Source organism: Trichocoleus desertorum ATA4-8-CV12, from assembly GCA_019358975.1.
In the GTDB taxonomy this organism is placed as follows: Bacteria; Cyanobacteriota; Cyanobacteriia; order FACHB-46; family FACHB-46; genus Trichocoleus; species Trichocoleus desertorum_A.
Genome location: JAHHIL010000053.1, coordinates 19626 through 39600, shown reverse-complemented (window position 1 = coordinate 39600; position 19975 = coordinate 19626). Strand labels below are relative to the sequence as shown.

Annotated in this window: 14 protein-coding genes; 9 read left to right on the top strand and 5 right to left on the bottom strand. The window is 48.4% G+C overall.

Going from position 1 to position 19975, the window contains the following annotated elements:
• Positions 1-126 precede the first annotated feature (126 nt).
• Positions 127-852, top strand: coding sequence for a transposase (locus KME12_23830; GenBank protein MBW4490816.1), 726 nt, complete (start codon positions 127-129; stop codon positions 850-852).
• Positions 853-870: 18 nt separating this feature from the next.
• Here KME12_23830 and KME12_23825 read toward each other — a convergent pair whose 3' ends face one another.
• Positions 871-1095 (bottom strand): hypothetical protein, encoded by a 225-nt coding sequence (locus tag KME12_23825; protein MBW4490815.1) that lies wholly within the window; start codon positions 1093-1095, stop codon positions 871-873.
• A gap of 99 nt (positions 1096-1194) precedes the next feature.
• Positions 1195-2157 carry a PEP-CTERM sorting domain-containing protein gene (locus KME12_23820; GenBank protein MBW4490814.1) on the bottom strand — a complete coding sequence of 321 codons (963 nt, stop codon included), beginning with the start codon at positions 2155-2157 and terminating at the stop codon, positions 1195-1197.
• A gap of 200 nt (positions 2158-2357) precedes the next feature.
• On the opposite strand from KME12_23820, the gene KME12_23815 reads away from it, so the two are divergent.
• Together KME12_23815 and KME12_23810 are read left to right on the top strand one after the other, a co-directional pair.
• On the top strand, positions 2358-4781 hold the full coding sequence (locus tag KME12_23815; GenBank protein MBW4490813.1) for an AAA family ATPase: 2424 nt from the start codon (positions 2358-2360) through the stop codon (positions 4779-4781).
• A gap of 23 nt (positions 4782-4804) precedes the next feature.
• Positions 4805-5257, top strand: coding sequence for a DUF29 domain-containing protein (locus KME12_23810; GenBank protein ID MBW4490812.1), 453 nt, complete (start codon positions 4805-4807; stop codon positions 5255-5257).
• 8 nt (positions 5258-5265) lie between these two features.
• Here KME12_23810 and KME12_23805 read toward each other — a convergent pair whose 3' ends face one another.
• The 3 genes from KME12_23805 to KME12_23795 all read right to left on the bottom strand — a co-directional run bounded on the left by KME12_23805 (position 5266) and on the right by KME12_23795 (position 7430).
• Positions 5266-5931, bottom strand: a complete 666-nt coding sequence (locus KME12_23805; protein MBW4490811.1) for a DnaJ domain-containing protein — start codon at positions 5929-5931, stop codon at positions 5266-5268.
• 117 nt (positions 5932-6048) lie between these two features.
• Entirely contained in the window at positions 6049-6645 is a 597-nt protein-coding gene (locus KME12_23800; GenBank protein MBW4490810.1) for an ATP-dependent Clp protease proteolytic subunit, read from the bottom strand.
• 125 nt (positions 6646-6770) lie between these two features.
• On the bottom strand, positions 6771-7430 hold the full coding sequence (locus KME12_23795) for an ATP-dependent Clp protease proteolytic subunit (GenBank protein ID MBW4490809.1): 660 nt from the start codon (positions 7428-7430) through the stop codon (positions 6771-6773).
• A gap of 213 nt (positions 7431-7643) precedes the next feature.
• Here KME12_23795 and KME12_23790 point away from each other — a divergent pair, with 213 nt between their 5' ends.
• The 6 genes from KME12_23790 (at position 7644) to KME12_23765 (ending at position 19959) form a co-directional block, all read left to right on the top strand.
• Positions 7644-8885 carry a VWA domain-containing protein gene (locus KME12_23790; protein ID MBW4490808.1) on the top strand — a complete coding sequence of 414 codons (1242 nt, stop codon included), beginning with the start codon at positions 7644-7646 and terminating at the stop codon, positions 8883-8885.
• A gap of 916 nt (positions 8886-9801) precedes the next feature.
• Positions 9802-10686: a lysophospholipase gene (locus tag KME12_23785; protein MBW4490807.1), complete on the top strand. Its 885-nt coding sequence runs from the start codon at positions 9802-9804 to the stop codon at positions 10684-10686.
• A gap of 909 nt (positions 10687-11595) precedes the next feature.
• Entirely contained in the window at positions 11596-13671 is a 2076-nt protein-coding gene (locus KME12_23780) for a long-chain fatty acid--CoA ligase (GenBank protein MBW4490806.1), read from the top strand.
• 47 nt (positions 13672-13718) lie between these two features.
• Positions 13719-16058: a 3-hydroxyacyl-CoA dehydrogenase/enoyl-CoA hydratase family protein gene (locus tag KME12_23775; GenBank protein ID MBW4490805.1), complete on the top strand. Its 2340-nt coding sequence runs from the start codon at positions 13719-13721 to the stop codon at positions 16056-16058.
• A 134-nt stretch (positions 16059-16192) separates the two neighbouring features.
• Positions 16193-17374, top strand: coding sequence for an acetyl-CoA C-acyltransferase (locus tag KME12_23770; GenBank protein MBW4490804.1), 1182 nt, complete (start codon positions 16193-16195; stop codon positions 17372-17374).
• A 131-nt stretch (positions 17375-17505) separates the two neighbouring features.
• Entirely contained in the window at positions 17506-19959 is a 2454-nt protein-coding gene (locus KME12_23765; protein MBW4490803.1) for an acyl-CoA dehydrogenase, read from the top strand.
• Positions 19960-19975: the final 16 nt, after the last annotated feature.

Here is a 19975-nt window from a genome sequence, read left to right as displayed (position 1 = left end):
TTGCTTTAATCGTGTCATTGAACATCGTTGGAGGGTTTCCTTCACTAGCAAGCTTGAGCAAGGGAGGGAACTCCCGGCTCCATTCTTGCTAGAGTGACTGGTATCTTATTTATTTGCAAGCCCCTTATGGATGATGGTATCGAAAGACCTGAATCTAGTAATGATGGTAAGGCTGTTGGGGTTGACTTGGGATTGATGGATTTTGCCGTCACTTCTGATGGCTCCAAGTTCAGCAATCCGAAACACCTCAAGAAGCACGTGCGCAACCTGAAGCGGAAACAGCGTCAGCTATCCCGCAAGAAGGATAAAACCACAAACAAGCGACGTAAAGCTAAAGTTGCACTCGCAAGGGTGCATAGCAAAATCTCAAGAGTGAGAGAAGACTTCCTCCACAAGCTATCCCGCAAGATAGTCAACGAGAACCAAGTGATTGTGGCGGAAGATCTAGCGGTCAAAAACATGGTTAAAAATCACAACCTAGCCAAGTCAATCAGTGATGCTGGATGGGGAATGTTTCAGACCATGCTGAAATACAAAGCGGAGCAAGACGGCAAAATTTACCTCGAAATCGGACGATTCTTTCCGTCATCGCATCTCTGCAATATCACACTGCTGCCGATTGCAAAAATGGATCTCTCGGTGCGTTCCTTCCTCTGTCCGCACTGCCATGTGCATCACGACAGAGATGTGAACGCAGCGATCAATATCAGAAATGAAGGCTTGCGGATTTTGGCGTTGGGAACCAGCGCTTCTGCCCTTGGAGGCAAGGTAAGACCGAAGCGGTTTGGGCGTAAGTCTACGACCGCAGAGGCGATTGCCGATGAATTGGGAAGCCCGCGCTCTATCGCTTAGTGATGAGCGTTTGGTTGTTCACCGCAAAGACTCGACAATAATGGCAGTCGCTAAGAAGAAAAAGACTAAAGCTGCTAAACGGAGAAGGGTCTGTGCGATCGCAGGTAACAATCCAGCCACTAAATTAAAACCACCAAAGAGGGCAGATAAAAGTAGGGCGATCGCTAATCCGTAACACAACCAAAGGAAGAACCTAAATAATTTGGATGCCCATTTAAAGAAGAGCGTATAGTCGGTCTTCATCCTCTTTTTCCTGCTGTAAGAGGTGAAATCTGGGAAGCGATCGCGCCTTTTTTAGAGGGGGCGATCGCCAGAATTTGCTGTTAAAGAGCTAAAGCTTAGTTAAGCTTCCATACTTTGACATTGCTTGCGCTTCAAAACAGTTCCTGCTCCGAAAACGCCAGCCAAAATCAGACCTAAAACTGATGTGGGCTCTGGTACTGATGTCATGTCTGTTGGTTCTTCCGATCGCTCGGTTATGTTCACCTTTGTGGCAATTCCATCGTTATTGCATTCCAGCCACCAGCTTAAGATATGCTCCCCAATAGGGAATAGAGATCGATCGACCTTTACTCCCCAAGTTTGAGAACCAGTTGAAGAAAAAGCACTAAGGTCAAAGCCAGCTGCCTGTAAGTCAGAGGCATTGAGAAGTGTAACGTCGCCAAGATAGTTACCCGATTCAATGACAGTCGGAATCAATGTCTCTGGGCGGTTCCAAGCTCCGGGAGTAATGTAGTCGGCATAGTAGGGGTCATTCCAGGCAAGCTCACCCATTGCTGCATCTTGACCTGTACGTGGTCGAACACCGTATAAGTTGTGGTTGCCTAAGTTTGACCACCCGCCATTTTGGGGCACAGTACTGACTGCTTTTACTTGATCGTAAATTCCTATCTTGGGGGCTTTTGAATCGTTGTTAGGGATAGCACGAATACCAATTAAGCGTCCTGCATCACTCGCGGCCTTGAAATTACCTAAGCCCGATGAGTCGAGAAATATATCTCCCCAGCCGATGTTGCCATTACCAATTGAGAAGCCATTATATGAAGGGCCAGTGTCTAAACCTGTAAGAGGTAGATTGCCATTGACTCCAATCCACAAGTAGTTTTCATCTAATAGAGTTCCTAGAAAAAAGATCTCAAAGGGAGTTCCGCCTGCAACCACTCCACCTTGACCATTGCCAGCGAGACTGTCGTAACTGGGATCAGAGGTGTAGAGCCAAGCTGCGCGAGCTACTCCACCAGTGCAGAATACGAGAAGAAAGGTTATTACATAGCTTAAAAAGCTTCCAACTTTTCCAATTTTCATGGTGAACTCTCCTTGGTACGAAGATATGGCACTTTATGCAGGCTTCCTGAGCCATGCCCGTATCTTCTGCTTTAAGCCAAGTAATGTCAGGTGGAAAAAGTTGGAGGTATAGGTGGAAACCTTAGTAGGAAAAAGTAGGATTTTTAGGGATGGCACAAAAAATTAGGTTAAATTATACAAAATTGATACCTAGCTGACTGATGGGTGCGGAAGAAGCATTAGAGCTTGTAGACGAGCTGATTTTTCAAATTACGGGCGATCGCCTTAGTGATTTACAGAGAAAAGTATTTAAGCAAGCATGGGCAGGTAAAACTTACGAGGCGATCGCTGAGCAATTGGGTTATAGCGAGAGCCACATTAAAGAAACCGGGAACGAATTGTGGAAGCTGCTTACAAAAGTTTTAGGTGAGAAGGTTACTAAAAAAAACTTTCGGGCAGCCTTAGAACGTAAACAGCGATCGCTCCAACACCAGTCAATCGCTGTAAACCCGCAAATAGTAGAAGACCGCCTAGAAATCGCCTCGATCGCCCCTCATACCCCATTAACCACTACCTCTACAGACCCGAATTTTGTGGGGCGGGAAGGGGCGATCGCTCAACTAACTTGTCTTGTTAACCAAGACGCAAAAATCATTACCATCTATGCGCCAGGAGGAGTAGGCAAAACTAAGTTGGCGTGCCAGTACTTAGATACCCAAGGGTTTGATAAGGTTTTAGAAATCTGGATGGCAAAGGAAATCCAGAATATTAACTCGATTGAAAGCGAGGTGGAGCGCTGGCTTCAGCAAGATTTTGGGGAAGAGCCAGGGCGGGACTTTGGGGTCAACCTAGAGCGACTACGGCAAAAGCTCCGAGACCCTAATCAACGCATTGGCGTTTTGATTGATAACTTAGAGCCTGCTCTGGATAAAAATGGCCGCTTTATTGAAAGCCGGCGGGCTTACGTCGAGCTACTGCGAGTCTTGAGTGATCGAGGAGCGCGATCGCTCACTCTTATCACCAGCCGAGAGCGTTTGTATGATCCATCTATAGAAGTTAGAGACTACCGTCTCGAAGGACTTGACGAAGTATCTTGGCAGGAGTTCTTTAAAGGTCATGGAATTCAAGCCAACTTTCGTACTCTAAAAGAAATGCATTTTGCTTATGGCGGTAACGCTAAGGCAATGCAAATCCTCAGTCGCGCTGTTCAAATTGACTTCAGTAGTGATTTAGAAATCTTTTGGCAAGAAAACCAAGCTGATTTACTGCTTAATCCAACGCTAGAAAACCTAGTCTCTGAACAGTTCGATCGTTTACAAATAATTGATCCAGATGCTTATCAATTACTTTGTCGCTTAGGATGTTTTCGTTACCAAGATGTACCAGTAGTTCCATTGAATGGGATATTTTGCTTAATGTCAGATGTATCAAAAACACAGCGAAGACGAGTCGTTAAATCTTTACAGGATCGTGCATTAATAGAATCAAAATACTCTGGTTACTGTTTGCATCCAGTTATTAAATCAGAGGCTATTAAGCGAATCCACACAAGTAATGCCTGGAAAATTGCTAACAAGAAAATAGCAGAATACTGGGAAAAATCAACCAAAAATATTATCAAGCCAGAGGATGGACTGAAGCAAGCCGAAGCCTACTATCATTACATAAACATTGAGGATTATAACAGTGCTTCCAAGCTGATTTTATCAGAAGGGGAAAGATACTCCTTAATAGGAAGATTGCGTGGATTCGGAATGTATTCCAAGTGCCTAGAAATTTTACGATTTTTGTCGCAGCAATCAAATATATCCAATTCAGAAAGACAACATATTTCGGGATTTTTGGCTGATCTTCATTCCATCAGTGGTGAATCAAAAGAAGCAGCTCTCTGCTATCAAGAAGCAATTAAAATAGGCCTTATTCTGAAAGATAAAATTCATTTTTATGATTGCTTGGCAGCATTGGGACTACTTAATTTGAAAACGGGAGAAATTCAAAGCTCAATAGAATTGTTCAAGCGAATTTTAGCCTCTCATCAAGACTTAGAAACAGAAGCATTGGAAAAAAATATATTACCCCTTCAAAGAATAGGTAGAAAAATATTAGTTTCTGCATATTCATGTTTATCTTTTATATACTGGCTTTCTAAAAATTCCAAAAAATCCCTATTCTATTTGAAGTTGGCCAGTTCACAGAGAGAGTGGATGCAAACACAGTCTGGCTCTTGGTGGGAGCTATATGGCAACTATTATTTTGCACGCTCTCTGTGTACACATCAATTCTTAGATGAGAGCAAAGAGACTTGTTTGTTTTTATATAAAACAGCTAGGACATACTCCTATCCTTTAGCTATGGGTCTCTTCTTCAGTGCTGTAGGAGAGATAAGCCTTCAGCGGAATCAACTAGTCCGGGCTATTAAAAGGTTTGTTAAAGCAGAGCAGATTTTTAGAGAAATCGGAGCCAAGTCTGATTTAACTGAAGTCTATTTCCAGATAGGCTTGGCTTATCAGGCGCTGGGTGAGGTTGAGAAAGGGGCAGAGTATCGAGATAAGGCTATTCAGTTATTTGAGGAAATGGAAGCACCAAGACAGGTTGAACGGGTGCGGCAGGCGTTTGCAAGTTCAGACAGTACAGCTCACAATTAACCTACGAGCTTGAGCAGCTAGTTATGGAAGAACTTTTTACGCTTAAAAGTTTATTGCTCAATGGAGATATTTCAGGCGCTTTAGCGGTGGTTGAAGAACTCGAAGAAATGAGCCGCGACGACAAGATTAATAATATTCGGCGATTTGCAGTCGTGTTATTGCTGCATTTGATTAAACAACAAGCAGAAAATCGCACGGCTCGCTCTTGGGAAATTTCAATTCGCAATTGTGTTCGCGAAATCCAAACCAAAAACAAACGCCGTAAAGCAGGTGGCTATTACTTAACGCTAGAAGAACTGCGGATGGCTCTAGAGGAGGCTTACCCCACAGCCATTGATGAAGCTTCTTTAGAAGTTGCCGAGGGGCGTTATGAACCAGACGAATTAGAGCAAATGGTCAACCGAGCAGGAACTCTAAATCGGGCTTTTGGTTTGATTGCACCCCCAGAGCTTTTACCTTCAGCGGAGCAGGAATAGCCAGCTTTTCAAAGAATTTGCTCAATGCGCCGGAAATCGCGTTCTACTTCAGCCCAGAGCGATCGGTTGTGGGGATCGGTGCGGAGGGCTTTTTTCAGATAGATTCGCGCTTTATCAAACTGCTTTTGGCTGACCAAGTGCCGACCCAGGCGTTGATAGACGATCGCCTGCCATTGCCGCACTTCTGGATCTTGAGGGATGCGTTGGGCTAACCCTTCTACAATCGTGACAGCTTTGGGAAAGCGCTGATCCCTCAACAACTGCTGGAGTTGTTCGTAAACCGCTTGCTTGAGTTGACGCTCCACTGCCGAAAGCTGAGGACTAAACTCAACTCCGGGTTGCTTCTTGGTTACCTTAACTTGGGTTTCCGATTTGGTCTGCTTGACTGTGACCTTAGGTGTGGGAGGTGGAGACTTCGCGACCGGAGAAGCTGCGGCGGCTGAATTGCTAGCTGTCCCTTGGCTTTGGCTAGCTTGCCCTTCCGACGTTTTCACATTGCTCAAGAGGAGTTTATAAGCTGCTGTCAGCTCAATAAACTTTTCTTTAGCGCGTTGATCCCCCGGATTGACATCAGGATGATACTGCCGCGCTAATCGGCGGTAGGAAGCTTTGATCTCGGAAAAGGCAGCACCTGAGCGCAGCCCTAAAAGGCGGTAGCAATCTGCAAGATTCATCGAAATGAAAAAATGGCAGAATTATTAGATTCTGCCACTACTAAAGATAGATTGACATCTGAGCAAGAATCAAGAAATCCATCCAGGCTTCATGGATGCTTGACTCCTACTGGGTAGTTAAGAGGCGCGATCGTCTAAAACGCGATCGACCAAGCCGTATTCTTTGGCTTCTTCGGCTGACATAAAGAAGTCTCGATCCATGTCTTTCTCGATCTTCTGTAGCGTTTGGCCCGTCTTGTCAGCGTAAATTTGGTTGAGTTGACGACGAATCCGCAAGATTTCTCGCGCTTCAATCTCAATGTCGGTAGCCTGACCACGGGTGCCACCAGAAGGCTGGTGAATCATAATCCGCGAGTGGGGTAGGGCTAAGCGCTTCCCTTTCGTCCCAGCGGCTAGCAAGAAGGAACCCATAGAGGCAGCCAAGCCAACACAAATGGTCACCACGTCGGATTTAATGTGCTGCATGGTGTCGTAAATCGCCATGCCAGAGGTGACCATACCGCCGGGAGAGTTGATGTAGAGGTAAATATCTTTGCCAGGATCTTCTGAATCCAGGTACAGCATCACCGCAATGATCTGGTTGGCAATCTCATCATCCACGTCTCGCCCCAAGAAGATAATTCGTTCCCGGTAAAGGCGGTTGTAGATGTCGATCCACTGGGTAAATTGTTCCCCCGGCATCCGGTAGGGAACCTTAGGAACGCCAATAGGCATAATATGCTCCGTCAATCAATGAGGTGAGGGGTGGGCAAGTGAGGGGTGAGCAAGTGAGCAGGCGAGCGGATGAGCAGATGAGGGGTCAATAAGGTCTTAACACCCCACTCCTCTCTCCTAACTCCTTAGATCACTCCTGCGGGCAGAGGGGGATGTGCAAGGTCTTCTTTTTCTAAGACTCGATCAATCAGGCCGTAGGGGACAGCTTCTTGAGGAGTGATATAGAAGATCCGATCCATGTCTTTGGTGATTTTTTCGTGCGATTGGCCCGTATTCTCAGACAGAATATCGACCATCGTTCTTTTGTTAGCTAGCACCTCTTGCGCCCGAATTTGAATATCGGTGGCTTGGCCGCGAGCATAGCTCTTGGGTTGATGCAACACAATGGTGGCATTGGGTAAGCTAGCTCGGCAACCTTTGGTACCTGCTGACAAAAGCATGGCCGCCATCCCCATCGCTGAGCCTAGGCAAATGGTGTGAATGGGGGGCTTGATGTACTTCATGGTGTCGCAGATGGCGAAAGCTTCTGTTTCAAAGCCGATGGGTTCGCCATTGTAGCTAGAAGTCCCAGTGGAGTTGATATAGATTTTGATTGGTTTTTCTGGGTCTTCGTACTGTAAGTACAACAATTCCGCAATGATCAGCTCAGTTACGGCGGGAACTAGCGGCATCCCTAGATAAACGATCCGCTCCTTGAGCAACAAGGAAGGTAAATCTGGAGGGGGGGTCCGAGAGAACGCATCTCCATAGTAGGGAGATTGAACGGCTTGGATCGGTAAGTTCATAGCCTGTGCGTGTCTTTGCCTGTAATAATGGCGCTATTTTTAACAATAGTAGCGCGCCCTTGACTTTCAACGCCGGACTGCTGCTTTTCGAGCCGAAATGGCGCGGTTTTAGCTCGATTTGTCGGAGGAATCGCCTCCTGATTCCGTAGCGTCTGTTATGGATGGTGAGGTTAGTAGTACCCTCCTCTATTTGCCTGCCCAGGAGCCTTGGTTATGAAAGTCAATCTGCAACCGACCCTCAACGATCGCCACTTAGATGCGACGCAATCGAGTAGCCAACGGCAACTTGCAATTTCGGTGTCAGCGATTCCGGAGGCTAGCGATCGCACAGTACCCCTAAATTTGTGCTTGATCTTGGATCACAGCGGCTCGATGAATGGGCGACCGTTAGAAACGGTGAAGCAGGCGGCGCAGCAGTTGATTGACCAATTGTCTCCGGGCGATCGCATTTCGGTGGTTGTGTTTGATCACAAGGCCAAGGTGCTAGTGCCAAATCAGGTGATTGACGATCCGGTGGGCATTAAGAGCAAAATTGCTCAACTGAAGGCTGGCGGTGGCACCGCGATCGATGAAGGCATGCGCTTGGGGACTGAGGAGTTAGCCAAGGGCAAAAAAGACACGGTTTCTCAAGCTTTTGTCTTGACTGATGGCGAAAACGAGCATGGGGACAACCAGCGCTGCCTTAAGTTGGCGGAGTTGGCGACTAGCTACAATCTGACGTTCAATAGCTTGGGCTTTGGGGATCACTGGAACCAAGACATTCTGGAAAAAATTGCCGATGCCGCCGGGGGTAGTTTGTCTTATATCCAGCATTCCGACGAAGCGGTGGAGGTCTTTGGTCGCTTGTTTAGTCGGGCACAGGCGGTGGGGTTAACTAACGCTTACTTGCAATTGTCCCTGGAGCCAAATGTGCGGTTGGCAGATTTGAAGCCGATCGCGCAGGTGGCTCCGGATACGGTGGAGTTGCCTGTGCAGCAGGAGGGGGGTTGGTGTACGGTGCGCTTGGGCGATTTGATGACGGATGTGCCACGAGTCATTTTGGCGAATTTGTATGTAGGGGCGTTGCCTGAGGGCCAACATGCGATCGCGCGAGTGCAGGTGCGCTATGACGACCCAATGCAAGGTCAAGAGGGGCTGATTTCGGAAATGGTTCCAGTGGAAGCGGCGGCGCTGAGTGTATTCCAGCCTGCGATCGATACGGAAGTGCAGCACCACATTTTGGCGTTGGCGAAGTATCGGCAAACTCAGATTGCGGAAGCGAAGCTGCAACAGGGCGATCGCGCGGGGGCGGCAACAATGTTGCAAACGGCGGCGAAAACGGCGCTACAAATGGGGGATCAGGGGGCGGCGACAATTTTGCAGACGAGTGCGACGCGATTGCAGTCGGGGGAGGAGTTGTCGGAGGCGGATCGCAAGAAGACTCGGATTGTTTCTAAGACGATTTTGCAGGCTTAGTTTTTTGGTGTTTCGATATTGGGGAGCCGAGCCCTTGAGGGCACTTGTCCCCAAACCCCCGCTGAGGGACGGCTGCGTCCCCCAGACCCCCTCCAGAAGGGTTTAGAACTCACGCATTTACCCTAAATTTTCAATTCCAGTTCCCCCAAATTTGGGGGCTAGGCAGGGTGGTTTCATGTAGCAAAAGAAAAAGCTTGAATATTTGGGGGGCTAGGGGGGCCTGGTTCGAATTTCTTTTCTTGTATGAAATCACCCTGAATTTGGGGGGCTAGGGGGCTATCCAGAATTAGGAAGCTAAGAAGGGCCAACTGCAAAGCTGGCGATCGCTACAAGATGAGGCGATGAGAGACGGGGTGGCGTGTTGGGCGGCGGATAGTCGGTTTTATTGGCATGGGCCTTTAGAGCTACGGGTCCGTTTTCCAGTTGGAGTCGCAGAGACCAAAGTTAACCGTCGGGGTTTCTCGATCGCTCAACCTCAATAAGTCACTTAACAGCCTACTCAATAAATCAATGATGGCTATTCGTCCTTACAGTTATCCTGAGACATCTAAAATTTCTACCCAAGGATACGGGTGCGACCCCAATTTTGGTTAGATATACTACTAAAAGATGCACAACGACTTCTAATCATCAAAGTTTAGTATTCAACAGGCTCCTCAACAGGTAGTCGCGGTCTAGGCTGTCGCTCATAGATAAAAGTAGATGGGAGCAGCATTATTTGTGCTGAATTAACTTCTTGCACATCTGTTGTTCATATCACAGCAGAGTTGAGCACAGAAATTTAACTATTATTCAGCGAGACGCAGTTCTGCCAAGAATTTGCATCTTTTGGTATGCCTCTCTACCCTACCTAGCTCTCAGCAAGCTACAGCATCCTAGGCCGCAACGATGTCATAAACGTTTGTGGAGCATTGTGATGAGACGTATTGAAGGGAAGTTTAAGGGACTCGGTGGACTCGATCTCTATTATCAAAGCTGGCATCCAGACGCACAGGTCCAAGCTGTGGTAGTCATGGTACATGGCTTAGGAGCGCATAGCAGCTTGTTTGTCCAAGTGGTGCAGTATTTAGTAGGTCAGGAATATGAGGTTTATGCCTTTGATTTACGGGGGCATGGACGCTCCCCTGGTCAGCGAGGTCATATCGGGTCATGGGCCGAGTTCCGAGAAGACCTGCGGGCATTTCTCCAACATATTCAGGCTCAACGCGCTAGTTGCCCTTGCCCTTATTTCTTGTGGGGACATAGTTTGGGCGGCACGATCGCGCTAGATTATGCCCTGCGATCGCCAGATCCTTTACAGGGGCTAATTGTCTCCGCCCCTGCTCTGGGCAGAGTTTCTGTCTCCCGTGGCAAGCTCATGGTAGGAAAACTGCTTTCCGGTATCTTTCCCCGCTTTAGTTTGAGATTGGGCATACCTTCTAATTTAGGATCACGAGATCCCACCCTACTGGTTAGCTACACCCAAGATCCGCTCCGACATGAGTATGGCAGTGCCCGATTAGCCACAGAATTTTTTATGACTGTGGATTGGATCTACAAACATGCCTCTGATTTACAGATTCCTTTGTTGCTGCTTCATGGCAGTGCCGATCAGGTCATTCATCCAGAGAGTAGTCGGGCTTTCTTTCAGCAAGTCATGTTCTCCGATAAAGAACATCATGAATACCCAGGGTGTTATCACGATCTCTACGTAGATGTAGACTACCAAAAAATGTTTGCAGACTTAGAGAACTGGCTAGAAAGACATCTGGCAGGAAGCCCAGTTTGTGAGGCTTTAGGGCTTTGTGTGGTGCGGTACTGACCTAAGGAGAGGTTAGTTAGAGTTCAAAAAATCATTCAGGTAATTTCTAACTCTCATAATTTTTCAGGTGAAGTTCACTCCGATCAACCTCACCTGAAAAATTATGAAAAAGATAATTGCTTTAGCTTGACTAATTTTTGAACCCATTTGTGTGAAGTGTTTTTAAGCTTAATGTTAAAGTTTAATTACGGATAAATTGCGATCGCTAACTAATAGCGTTCTAAAGAGGTATTCCTAGTAATGTACGTATCTTGCTAAGGTTTAGAGAAAACTTGTCCATCAAAATAGATGCTTTACCTGAAAAAGTATTTACTTCCACGCTGCTTGTCTACTAACTAGCTCAAAAAGACTAGAAGAATCACGCTTGTCCACCGTTTCTTATCTCTCTTTTGGATGAGAAAGCAATGGGGATCAAGCCAAAATGATGTACATAGCTTTTGGTCCTGACTTTATAGAGAGTTACTTTATTTCTGGCTTTGTTCAAGAAATGTATAAAAACCAATAAATTGATTCTCTTTTAGCTACACTAAATATTATCTAAAAATCTATTACTGTCAGTCTGTTAGGTATGGTACTACCCAGACTGAAGCTGTATAGAAACTACTGCTAATTACTACCAAGTCAAAAGGAGACACTGGGAATCGACTAGAGCTTTGGCATTAGGATTCGTGCTTTTAAGTTTCCAACGGGTCCGCATCTAGCCTCTCTGAAGCATTGTCGAATCTTTGCCGATTTAACATCGAGCAAGTGCTTAATTTTTAGGACAGTCAAAGAAATTTGTAGTGCATTGTTCTCGTTGCATCCTTTGCGCTTCCCAAATTTCTCTTCTAGAACTCTTTGCTTTAGGGAAGTAAAAATTACTGTTCGTGAGGAGAAGGGTTTTCACTCTTCTTAAGAGAGATGTCGCATATGAATCAAACTTACCAGGCTCCTCCTAACTCTGGCAGGGTCGTTCTGGGGCGCACGATACCCTCGTTGCTCAATGAGGCTTGTGCCCAAGCCCCAAATGCTCAAGCCTTGAATCAATGGACGGGCACAAATTGGCAATCACTATCTAATCAAGCCTTTCGGACTGCTGCTACAGCCTGTGCGTTAGGTTTGCAGGAATTGGGTTTGGAGAGCGGCGATCGCGTCGCTTTATTGATGTATAGCGATGTCAGCTTTGGTTTGGCTGATATAGGTTGTCTCTGGGCAGGTTTGGTGGATGTACCAATCGATCTCACTCACACCCTAGAGCAAATTATTTTTGTGCTGCAACATAGTGAAGCTAAGGCTTTGGTCATTGCCGATCTAGAGCTGTTAGCACAAATCGCGCCACACTTAGGAGAAACTCTTCACCTACAGCATATTGTGTTGGTAGATGTGCCTGAGAACTGGACAGAGCAACGATCGCAATGGCTCCAATCGTTTCCCGTTTCACTGATGTCTCTTGATGAGGTGCAAAGTAGCAAGCCCATCCTAGAGACAAGCGAGGCAACGCCAGTTCTACAAGCAATTCCAAAACCCAATGATTTAGCCACAATCATCTATATCCCGGATGAAGCTGGGCAATTGCAAGGGGTGATGCTAACCCATGAAAACCTCTCTATGAACGCTTTTGCCGCCTTCTCAGGTATTACTACGCTGGGTAAAGGCAGTGAGGAAACAGTATTGTCGTTTCTTCCGTTGAACCATGTGCTAGCTCGGACAATGCTCTATGGACATATCCTTTATGGGCACAGTATTTATTTCTCTAATGCTAGTCGTCTTACCAAACATCTCCAGGAGGTGCAGCCAACAATTTTGGTGACAGTGCCGATCGTGCTGGAGAAGATATATAGCAAGATTGTAGAGAAGGGAAGTACAACTAGTTCTCTGCTCACTCAGTTCACCCTTCTGTGGGCTCTGGGTCTAGCCAAGCGCTATGAAATTGGCTGCCAACCCAACCTCTTATATGCCCTGTTCCTCAGGGTGGCTGATTGGTTAGTGCTGTCAAAATGGCGATCGCTTTTGGGGGGTCGCCTTAAATACGTGATCTGTGGCGGAGCTGCACTCAAGGCAGAATTAGTTAATGTCTTTGCAGCGGCTAGAATTCCAATCCTACACGGTTATGGTCTCACTCAAGCTAGTGCTGTGGTGTGCTGCAATCGTGGCTCTTTTAACCGCGCAGGTACAGTGGGAGTGCCGATCGCGGGCATTGAGGTGGCGATCGCAGAAGATCACGAAGTTTTGGTGCGTGGCCCCTGTGTCACTTCCGGTTACTACAAAGACCCCAAAGCAACCCAGGAACTAGTCGATCAGCAAGGTTGGCTGCATACAGGCGATTTGGGTACATTTACAGAAGACGGCTTCCTAAAAATTACAGGTCTGAAGAAGTCTCTCTTCAAACTCGCCACAGGTAAATATATTGCACCTCAACCAATCGAGCAGCGCTTACAGCAGTCTCCTTTGGTAGCTCAGGTAATTGCCGTTGGCTCGGCCCAAAAGTTCTGTGCCGCCCTGATCGTTCTAGACTTACAAGCTCTCCATAGCTATGCTTTAGGAGTGGGGATTGATCTTCCACCTGATGCCCTCCTCACACATCCTCATGTCATAGCGCTTTACCAAGCTTTGGTCGATACCGCCAATTGTCATTTGCCTTACTGGGCGATTGTCAAACGCTTTCAACTGATCAACAATCCGTTTACCGTAGAAAACGGCTTACTAACTCCAACAGGGCAACTGAACCGGACTCAGATTAGTAAAACTTTTGCTAAAGAAATTGGCACTTTGTACGGAGAATCAGAACCAAGGCGGGGGAAAGATAAGGATAAGGATAAGCAAAAAGCAGCTTCTATGTCTCCTCAATCTCCTGAAACTGACCTATCGAGCGTGTACCCGTCTGTTTCACCTGCTGCCTGCCCTGCCTTTGCCCAATCCTTACCTCGGATTAATCGTTTAACCACGTTCATTCTTTGTACGAGTTTGACCGTGCCTCATCCGTTCGCAAGATTGCCGATTTACTAGCTCGTAACCCTCAACGTAAGAGCCTCAACGCAAGGGAGAGTTTCTAAATGTTTAAGCCATTTCGAACCGCCGCTGTCCTGGGTGCAGGAGTCATGGGGAGCCAGATCGCCGCTCACCTCGCCAACATCGGTCTGACTGTGCATCTATTGGATCTCCCTGCTAAGACAGGGAATAAAAATGGTTTAGTGGAAGGAGCCTTTAAGAAAGCCCGCAAGCTATCTCCACCGATCTTTTTTACTGACAAAGTGGCTCATCGCGTCATCCTCGGTAATTTTGAAGAACACTTCGATCGCCTAGCGAAAGTAGATTGGGTGATCGAAGCCGTGGTTGAGAATTTGGATATCAAGCAACAACTGATGCAACGCCTGGAAGGAGTGCTGCGGCATGATGCCGTGATCTCTACTAATACCAGCGGTTTGCCCATTCATGCGATCGCAGAAGGTCGATCAGATGCTTTCCGTCAACGCTTTTTAGGCACGCATTTCTTTAATCCGCCCCGCTATTTGAAACTGCTGGAAATTATCCCAACGCCTGATACTGCTCCAGAAGTCGTGGCCCGCATGCGCTGGTTTGGCGAAACTCGTTTAGGGAAAGGCGTGGTGATTGCCAAAGACACCCCCAACTTTATTGCCAACCGCATCGGTATGTATGCCACGATGCAAGGCTTACGAGCTTGGACAGAGCAAGGATACACAATCGAGGAGATCGACACGCTGACAGGAACCCTCGTAGGACGACCCAAATCAGCCACCTTCCGCACCGCTGACCTCGTAGGCTTAGACACGCTGATGTATGTGGCGAAAAACCTCTATCCCGCCATTCCTCACGATGAAAGTCGGGAAATGTTCCGGGTGCCAGAGGTGCTGCACAAACTCGTCATGGCAGGGGCGATCGGTGCCAAAGCAGGACAGGGATTTTATAAAAAACAGAAGGGTGAAATTCTCTCCGTCAATCCTGAAGCAATGAGCTATGAGTCTGCTAAGCCAATAGATTTGGGCGAGGTGGAAAAATTAGGGAAGTTGTCTAGTTTGCGCGATCGCCTGCAAGCACTCTACAAAGATTCGGGTCGAGCAGGTCAGTTCTTCCGCACCACGACCCTAGACTTGCTCGGATATAGCGCCCGTCGTATCCCTGAAATCGCGGATAGCCCTACTGATATTGACCGAGCCATATGCTGGGGCTTTGGTTGGGATGTGGGTCCGTTTGAAATTTGGGAGATGCTGGGATTTGACACCATATTGGCAGATATGAAGGCAGCTAATATCACGGTGCCCAATTGGGTAGAAACGATGCATCGGCAGGGCGAAGGATTCGGAGGCAGGCATGGTAGTCAATCGCAAGGAGTATTGGCTGAATCCGCCCCTACGGTGGACAAAATTGATTTGGGAGCGATCAAAACAGATCCACAACGGATGCTGTGGCAGAATGCTGAAGCCGCTTTGTTAGATTTGGGGGATGGTGTAGCGCTGTATGAATTCCGTTCTAAAGGCAATACCCTCAGCTTCAAAGTGGTAGAAGGGCTATCGGAAGTTTTGGATCTCATAGAGGAGCGGGACGACTTGAAAGGCATGGTGATTGGCAACGGTAGCGATCACTTCTCCGGTGGTGCGAATTTGGCTGAAATGGGGATGACCGCCCAATCTGGCAATCTCCAAGCGTTGGACGACTTGATTGTCCAGTTTCAATCAATTCTCCAGCGCATCCGTTACGCTCCCAAACCGATCGTGATCGCCATGCAAGGACGAGCCTTGGGGGGTGGTTGTGAGCTAGTTATGGCCTGTCCTCATGTCGTTGCTGCCGCTGAAAGCTATATTGGCTTGGTTGAGCTAGGTGTAGGTTTGATTCCAGGCGCGGGTGGCATTATGCGAACCGTGGCCCGAGTGACAGAACGAGCCGCCAGCGAATCAGCCGGTGATATCCAACCGTTCCTAAGAGCTGCCTTTGAAACAATCGCGATGGCGAAGGTTTCTAGCAGTGCCTACGAAGCCCAACAGATGGGATATCTCCCCTGTGATGCCCGCATCTTAATCAGCGGTGAGAATCGCTTGGAGGTGGCCAAAGCCGAAGTACTCCATCTCGATCGCGCAGGCTATGCAGCACCACCTGAGCAAACCGCCATTATGGTCTTGGGTCGTCCCGCCAGAGCCATGCTGGAACATATCGCTTATGTGTTTCAACAAGGTGGGTTTGCCAGCGAATACGATCGCTACTTGGCAGGAAAGTTAGCTTATGTGATGACAGGCGGCGAACTCTCTGCTCCCACTCTCGTGCACGAAGATTACCTGTTGCGCCTAGAACGGGAGAACTTCTTACCGCTCCTCAGCCAACCCAAAACCCAAGAGCGGATCGCCCATATGTTGAAGACGAAGAAACCGTTGCGAAATTAGGGATGAAGGAGGAGGGATGAAGGATGAAGGAAAGGAGGAAAAGAGAGTGGAGTTAGCAACTTCTGACTTCTGAATTCTGACTTCTCACTCCTCGCCCCTCTCTCCTCACCCCAAAGAATTTAGGAGAAACGACCATGCAAGATGCATATATTGTGAGCAGCGTTCGGACGGCAGTGGGTAAAGCGCCCCGTGGTACCCTCCGTAACATGCGTCCTGACGATATGGGCGCGATCGCAGTCAAGGGAGCGATCGCCAAAGTCGGAGGGCTAGAACCAAAGGAGATTGATGACATCATCGTAGGTTGCTCCTTCCCTGAAGCGGAGCAAGGATTTAACTTGGGGCGAGTGATTGCCCAGCGAGCAGGATTACCTGACACGGTTGCAGGCTGTACCGTAAACCGCTTCTGTGCGTCGGGATTGCAGACGATCGCGATGGCGACTCAAGCGGTAATGACCGGACAAGCCGACGTGATGGTGGCGGGGGGTGCCGAAACCATGAGCCTGATCCCGATGGGGGGTCATGCCATGCTGCCTAACCCAGGCCTGATGACTTCCACGCCGCAAGTTTACTGCACGATGGGATTGACGGCTGAGAATGTGGTGCAGCAATATCATGTTTCTCGCGAAGACCAAGATGCCTTTGCCTTGCGATCGCACCAGCGAGCTTTAGCAGCCATTCAAGCAGGCAAATTTGAGGAAGAAACCATTCCGCTCCCTATCCACGAGACGTTGTATGTCGATGGCGAACTCAAAACTGTAGACATGATGTTCCAAGTGGATGAAGGTCCACGCGCGGATACCAGTCTGGAAGCTTTAGCCAAACTGCCCTCTGTGTTCCGCATGGGCGGGAGTGTGACGGCGGGAAATTCCTCCCAAATGTCGGATGGAGCTGCCGCCACAATCATCATGAGCCAACGCAAGATAGATGAATTGGGCGTAAAACCAATGGGGCGGTTGTTGGGTTTCACTGTGGCTGGTGTGCCTCCAGAAGTGATGGGAATTGGCCCAGTCGAAGCGATTCCTAAAGTGCTCAAACAAGTCGGCTTAAGCATAGATGACATTGGCTTGATTGAACTCAATGAAGCTTTTGCAGCCCAGTCTCTAGCGGTAATCCGTAAACTGGGTCTCAACGAGGAGATCATCAACGTCAATGGTGGCGCGATCGCTCTAGGACATCCACTTGGTATGACCGGAGCCAAACTCACCGCTACCATCCTGCATGAGATGAAACGCCGGGGTGTGCGCTACGGCTTAGTGACGATGTGCGTGGGTGGCGGCATGGGCGCTGCGGGCGTGATTGAAAACCTGATGCTTTAGTCATGGAGACCCCTCCCTAACCCTCCCCCACGGGGAGAGGGAATCGGATTAATTAACTCCCCTCTCCGCATCGGGGAGGGGTCATTCGGAGTAATTGAATCGCATCTTTATTTAAATTGGTTTGGTGAGTCATGTTTCCTATTCCCTTCGCGATCGCCCTCTCTTTTTCCCTGGTTCTCTTCCTGATTTTGGGTTATTTAGGAGTGCCGCTCTTGGCTTGGTCACTTTATACAGCGAGTGTTTTAGCCGTTTTTCAAGCACCTGTCTGGTTATGGATCGGATTCGGGATTATAGCTCTGGTGCTAAATCTCCCTTTGCTACGGCGATCGCTCCTGACATCTCCCTTGATGCAAGCGATTCAGGCCTTGAAGTTGTTGCCTAGTATCTCTGACACCGAGAAAGCGGCGATCGAGGCAGGAACGGTTTGGGTCGATGGAGAGTTTTTCTCTGGCGCACCTAACTTGAAACGGATGAGCAATGAACCCTATCCAAACCTGTCAGCCAAGGCTCAAGCATTCATTGATGGGCCTGTAGAGCAGGTTTGCCGTATGGCGACGGATTGGGAAATCAATCGCCGTAAAGACTTGCCGCCGGAGGTGTGGAGCTACCTGAAGCGAGAGCGTTTCTTTGGCATGATGATTCCGCAGGAGTATGGCGGGTTAGGTTTCTCCAATCTGACATACAGTGCGGTGATGGTGAAATTAGCATCGCGATCGTTTATCCACACCGCTACGGTTGGGGTGACGAATTCCCTTGGCCCCGCCAAACTGCTGTTGCACTACGGTACTCAAGCGCAAAAAGATTATTATCTCCCTCGGTTGTCGCGCGGAGAGGAGATGCCTTGTTTTGCTCTCACTGAACCCACTGCTGGTTCTGATGCTGCCAGTATCACCTCAGAGGGGATTGTGTTCCGGGGTGAGGATGAGAAACTATATCTGCTGTTGAACTTCCGCAAGCGCTATATCACTTTAGGCGCGATCGCTACCCTAATCGGCTTGGCCTTCAAACTCCGCGACCCCGAAAATCTTTTAGGCAAAGGAGAACACGTTGGTATTACCTGCGCCTTAATTCCAGCAGATACACCGGGTCTAGTGTTGGGCAAACGCCACGATCCAATGGGAGTGCCATTTTACAACTCTCCGGTTGAAGGTCATAATGTCGTCGTTTCCATTGACCAGATTATTGGCGGTAGCGAGCAGGCAGGCCAAGGCTGGAAGATGTTGATGCAAAGCTTGGCAGCAGGCCGTGGCATCAGTTTCCCAGCCTCTTGTACCGGAATCGCCAAATTGGTGACGCGAGTTGCCAGTGCCCACGCAGTGGTACGACGACAGTTTGGGCTATCGATTGGGCGCTTTGAAGGCGTAGAGGAACCGTTGGCTCGGATTGCTGGACTCACCTACCTGATGGAAGCCGCTCGCATCTGCACCTGTGCCGCCGTAGACAATGGGGAAAAGCCAGCAGTTGTCTCCGCGATCGCCAAATATCAATTCACTGAGCTATCGCGCAAGTTAGTGAATGATGGCATGGATATCCTTGGTGGTTCGGGGATTTGCAAAGGCCCGCGTAACTTGTTGGCTAATGTTTACACGGCCATGCCCATCCCAATCACAGTGGAAGGCGCAAATATTCTCACCCGTACCCTGATGATCTTTGGTCAGGGCGCGATTCGTTGTCATCCTTATGTTTATCAAGAAGTGATAGCTCTCAAGGAGGGAAATGCGATCGCTTTTGACCATGCGCTCTGGCATCACATCGGCTTGCTAGTCCGCAACAGCATCCGAGCGATTTTGCTCAGCCTCTCTCGTGGGGCGATCGCTCAGTCTCCTGTCTCTGGCCCCACGGCGCAGTATTACCGCAAACTTGCTTGGGCATCCGCTACCTTCGCCACTCTCACAGACATAGCCTTAATTGCTTTTGGCGGTTCCTTGAAGCGGCGGGAGAAACTAACCGGACGTTTTGCCGATGTTCTCTCCTGGATGTATCTAGGCATGGCAACCCTGCGCCGCTACGAAGCAGAAGGACGCAACCCAGAAGATCTCCCTTTGGTACATTGGTCGATGCAATATGCCTTTGCTCAGATTCAACTGGCATTTGAAGGGCTGTTTGCGAACCTATCGATTCCAGTTTTGGGTCAAGCCTTCCAGGGTCCAGTCCTCTGGTGGTGGCGGCTTAATCCTATTGGTACGATGCCAACCGATGAACTCGGTGGTAAATTGGCTCAAAGTGTAGAGATACTTGGAGCGGTGCGCGATCGCCTCACTACCAATATCTACGTTCCTTCCCATCCTGATGAAGCATTAGGACGATTGGAGCAAGCCTTCCATCTCTCGATTCAAGCCGAAGGCATCCTGCAAACAATTAAAACTGCTATTCGTGAGGGCAAATTAGCACCCGCCAAACCAGAACAACTGATTGATGCAGCTTTAGCAACGGGTGTGATTACGGCAGCAGCAGCGGCTCTAATCCGAGAAGCCGAAGCTGCACGTAATGAAGCCATTCAGGTAGATGCATTCTCGCTAGAAGAGTACCAACAAGGCGCACAAATCACCACTTGGCCCACCCACGAACTAATGCAACATGCGTAATCTGTATCTCCTGTAA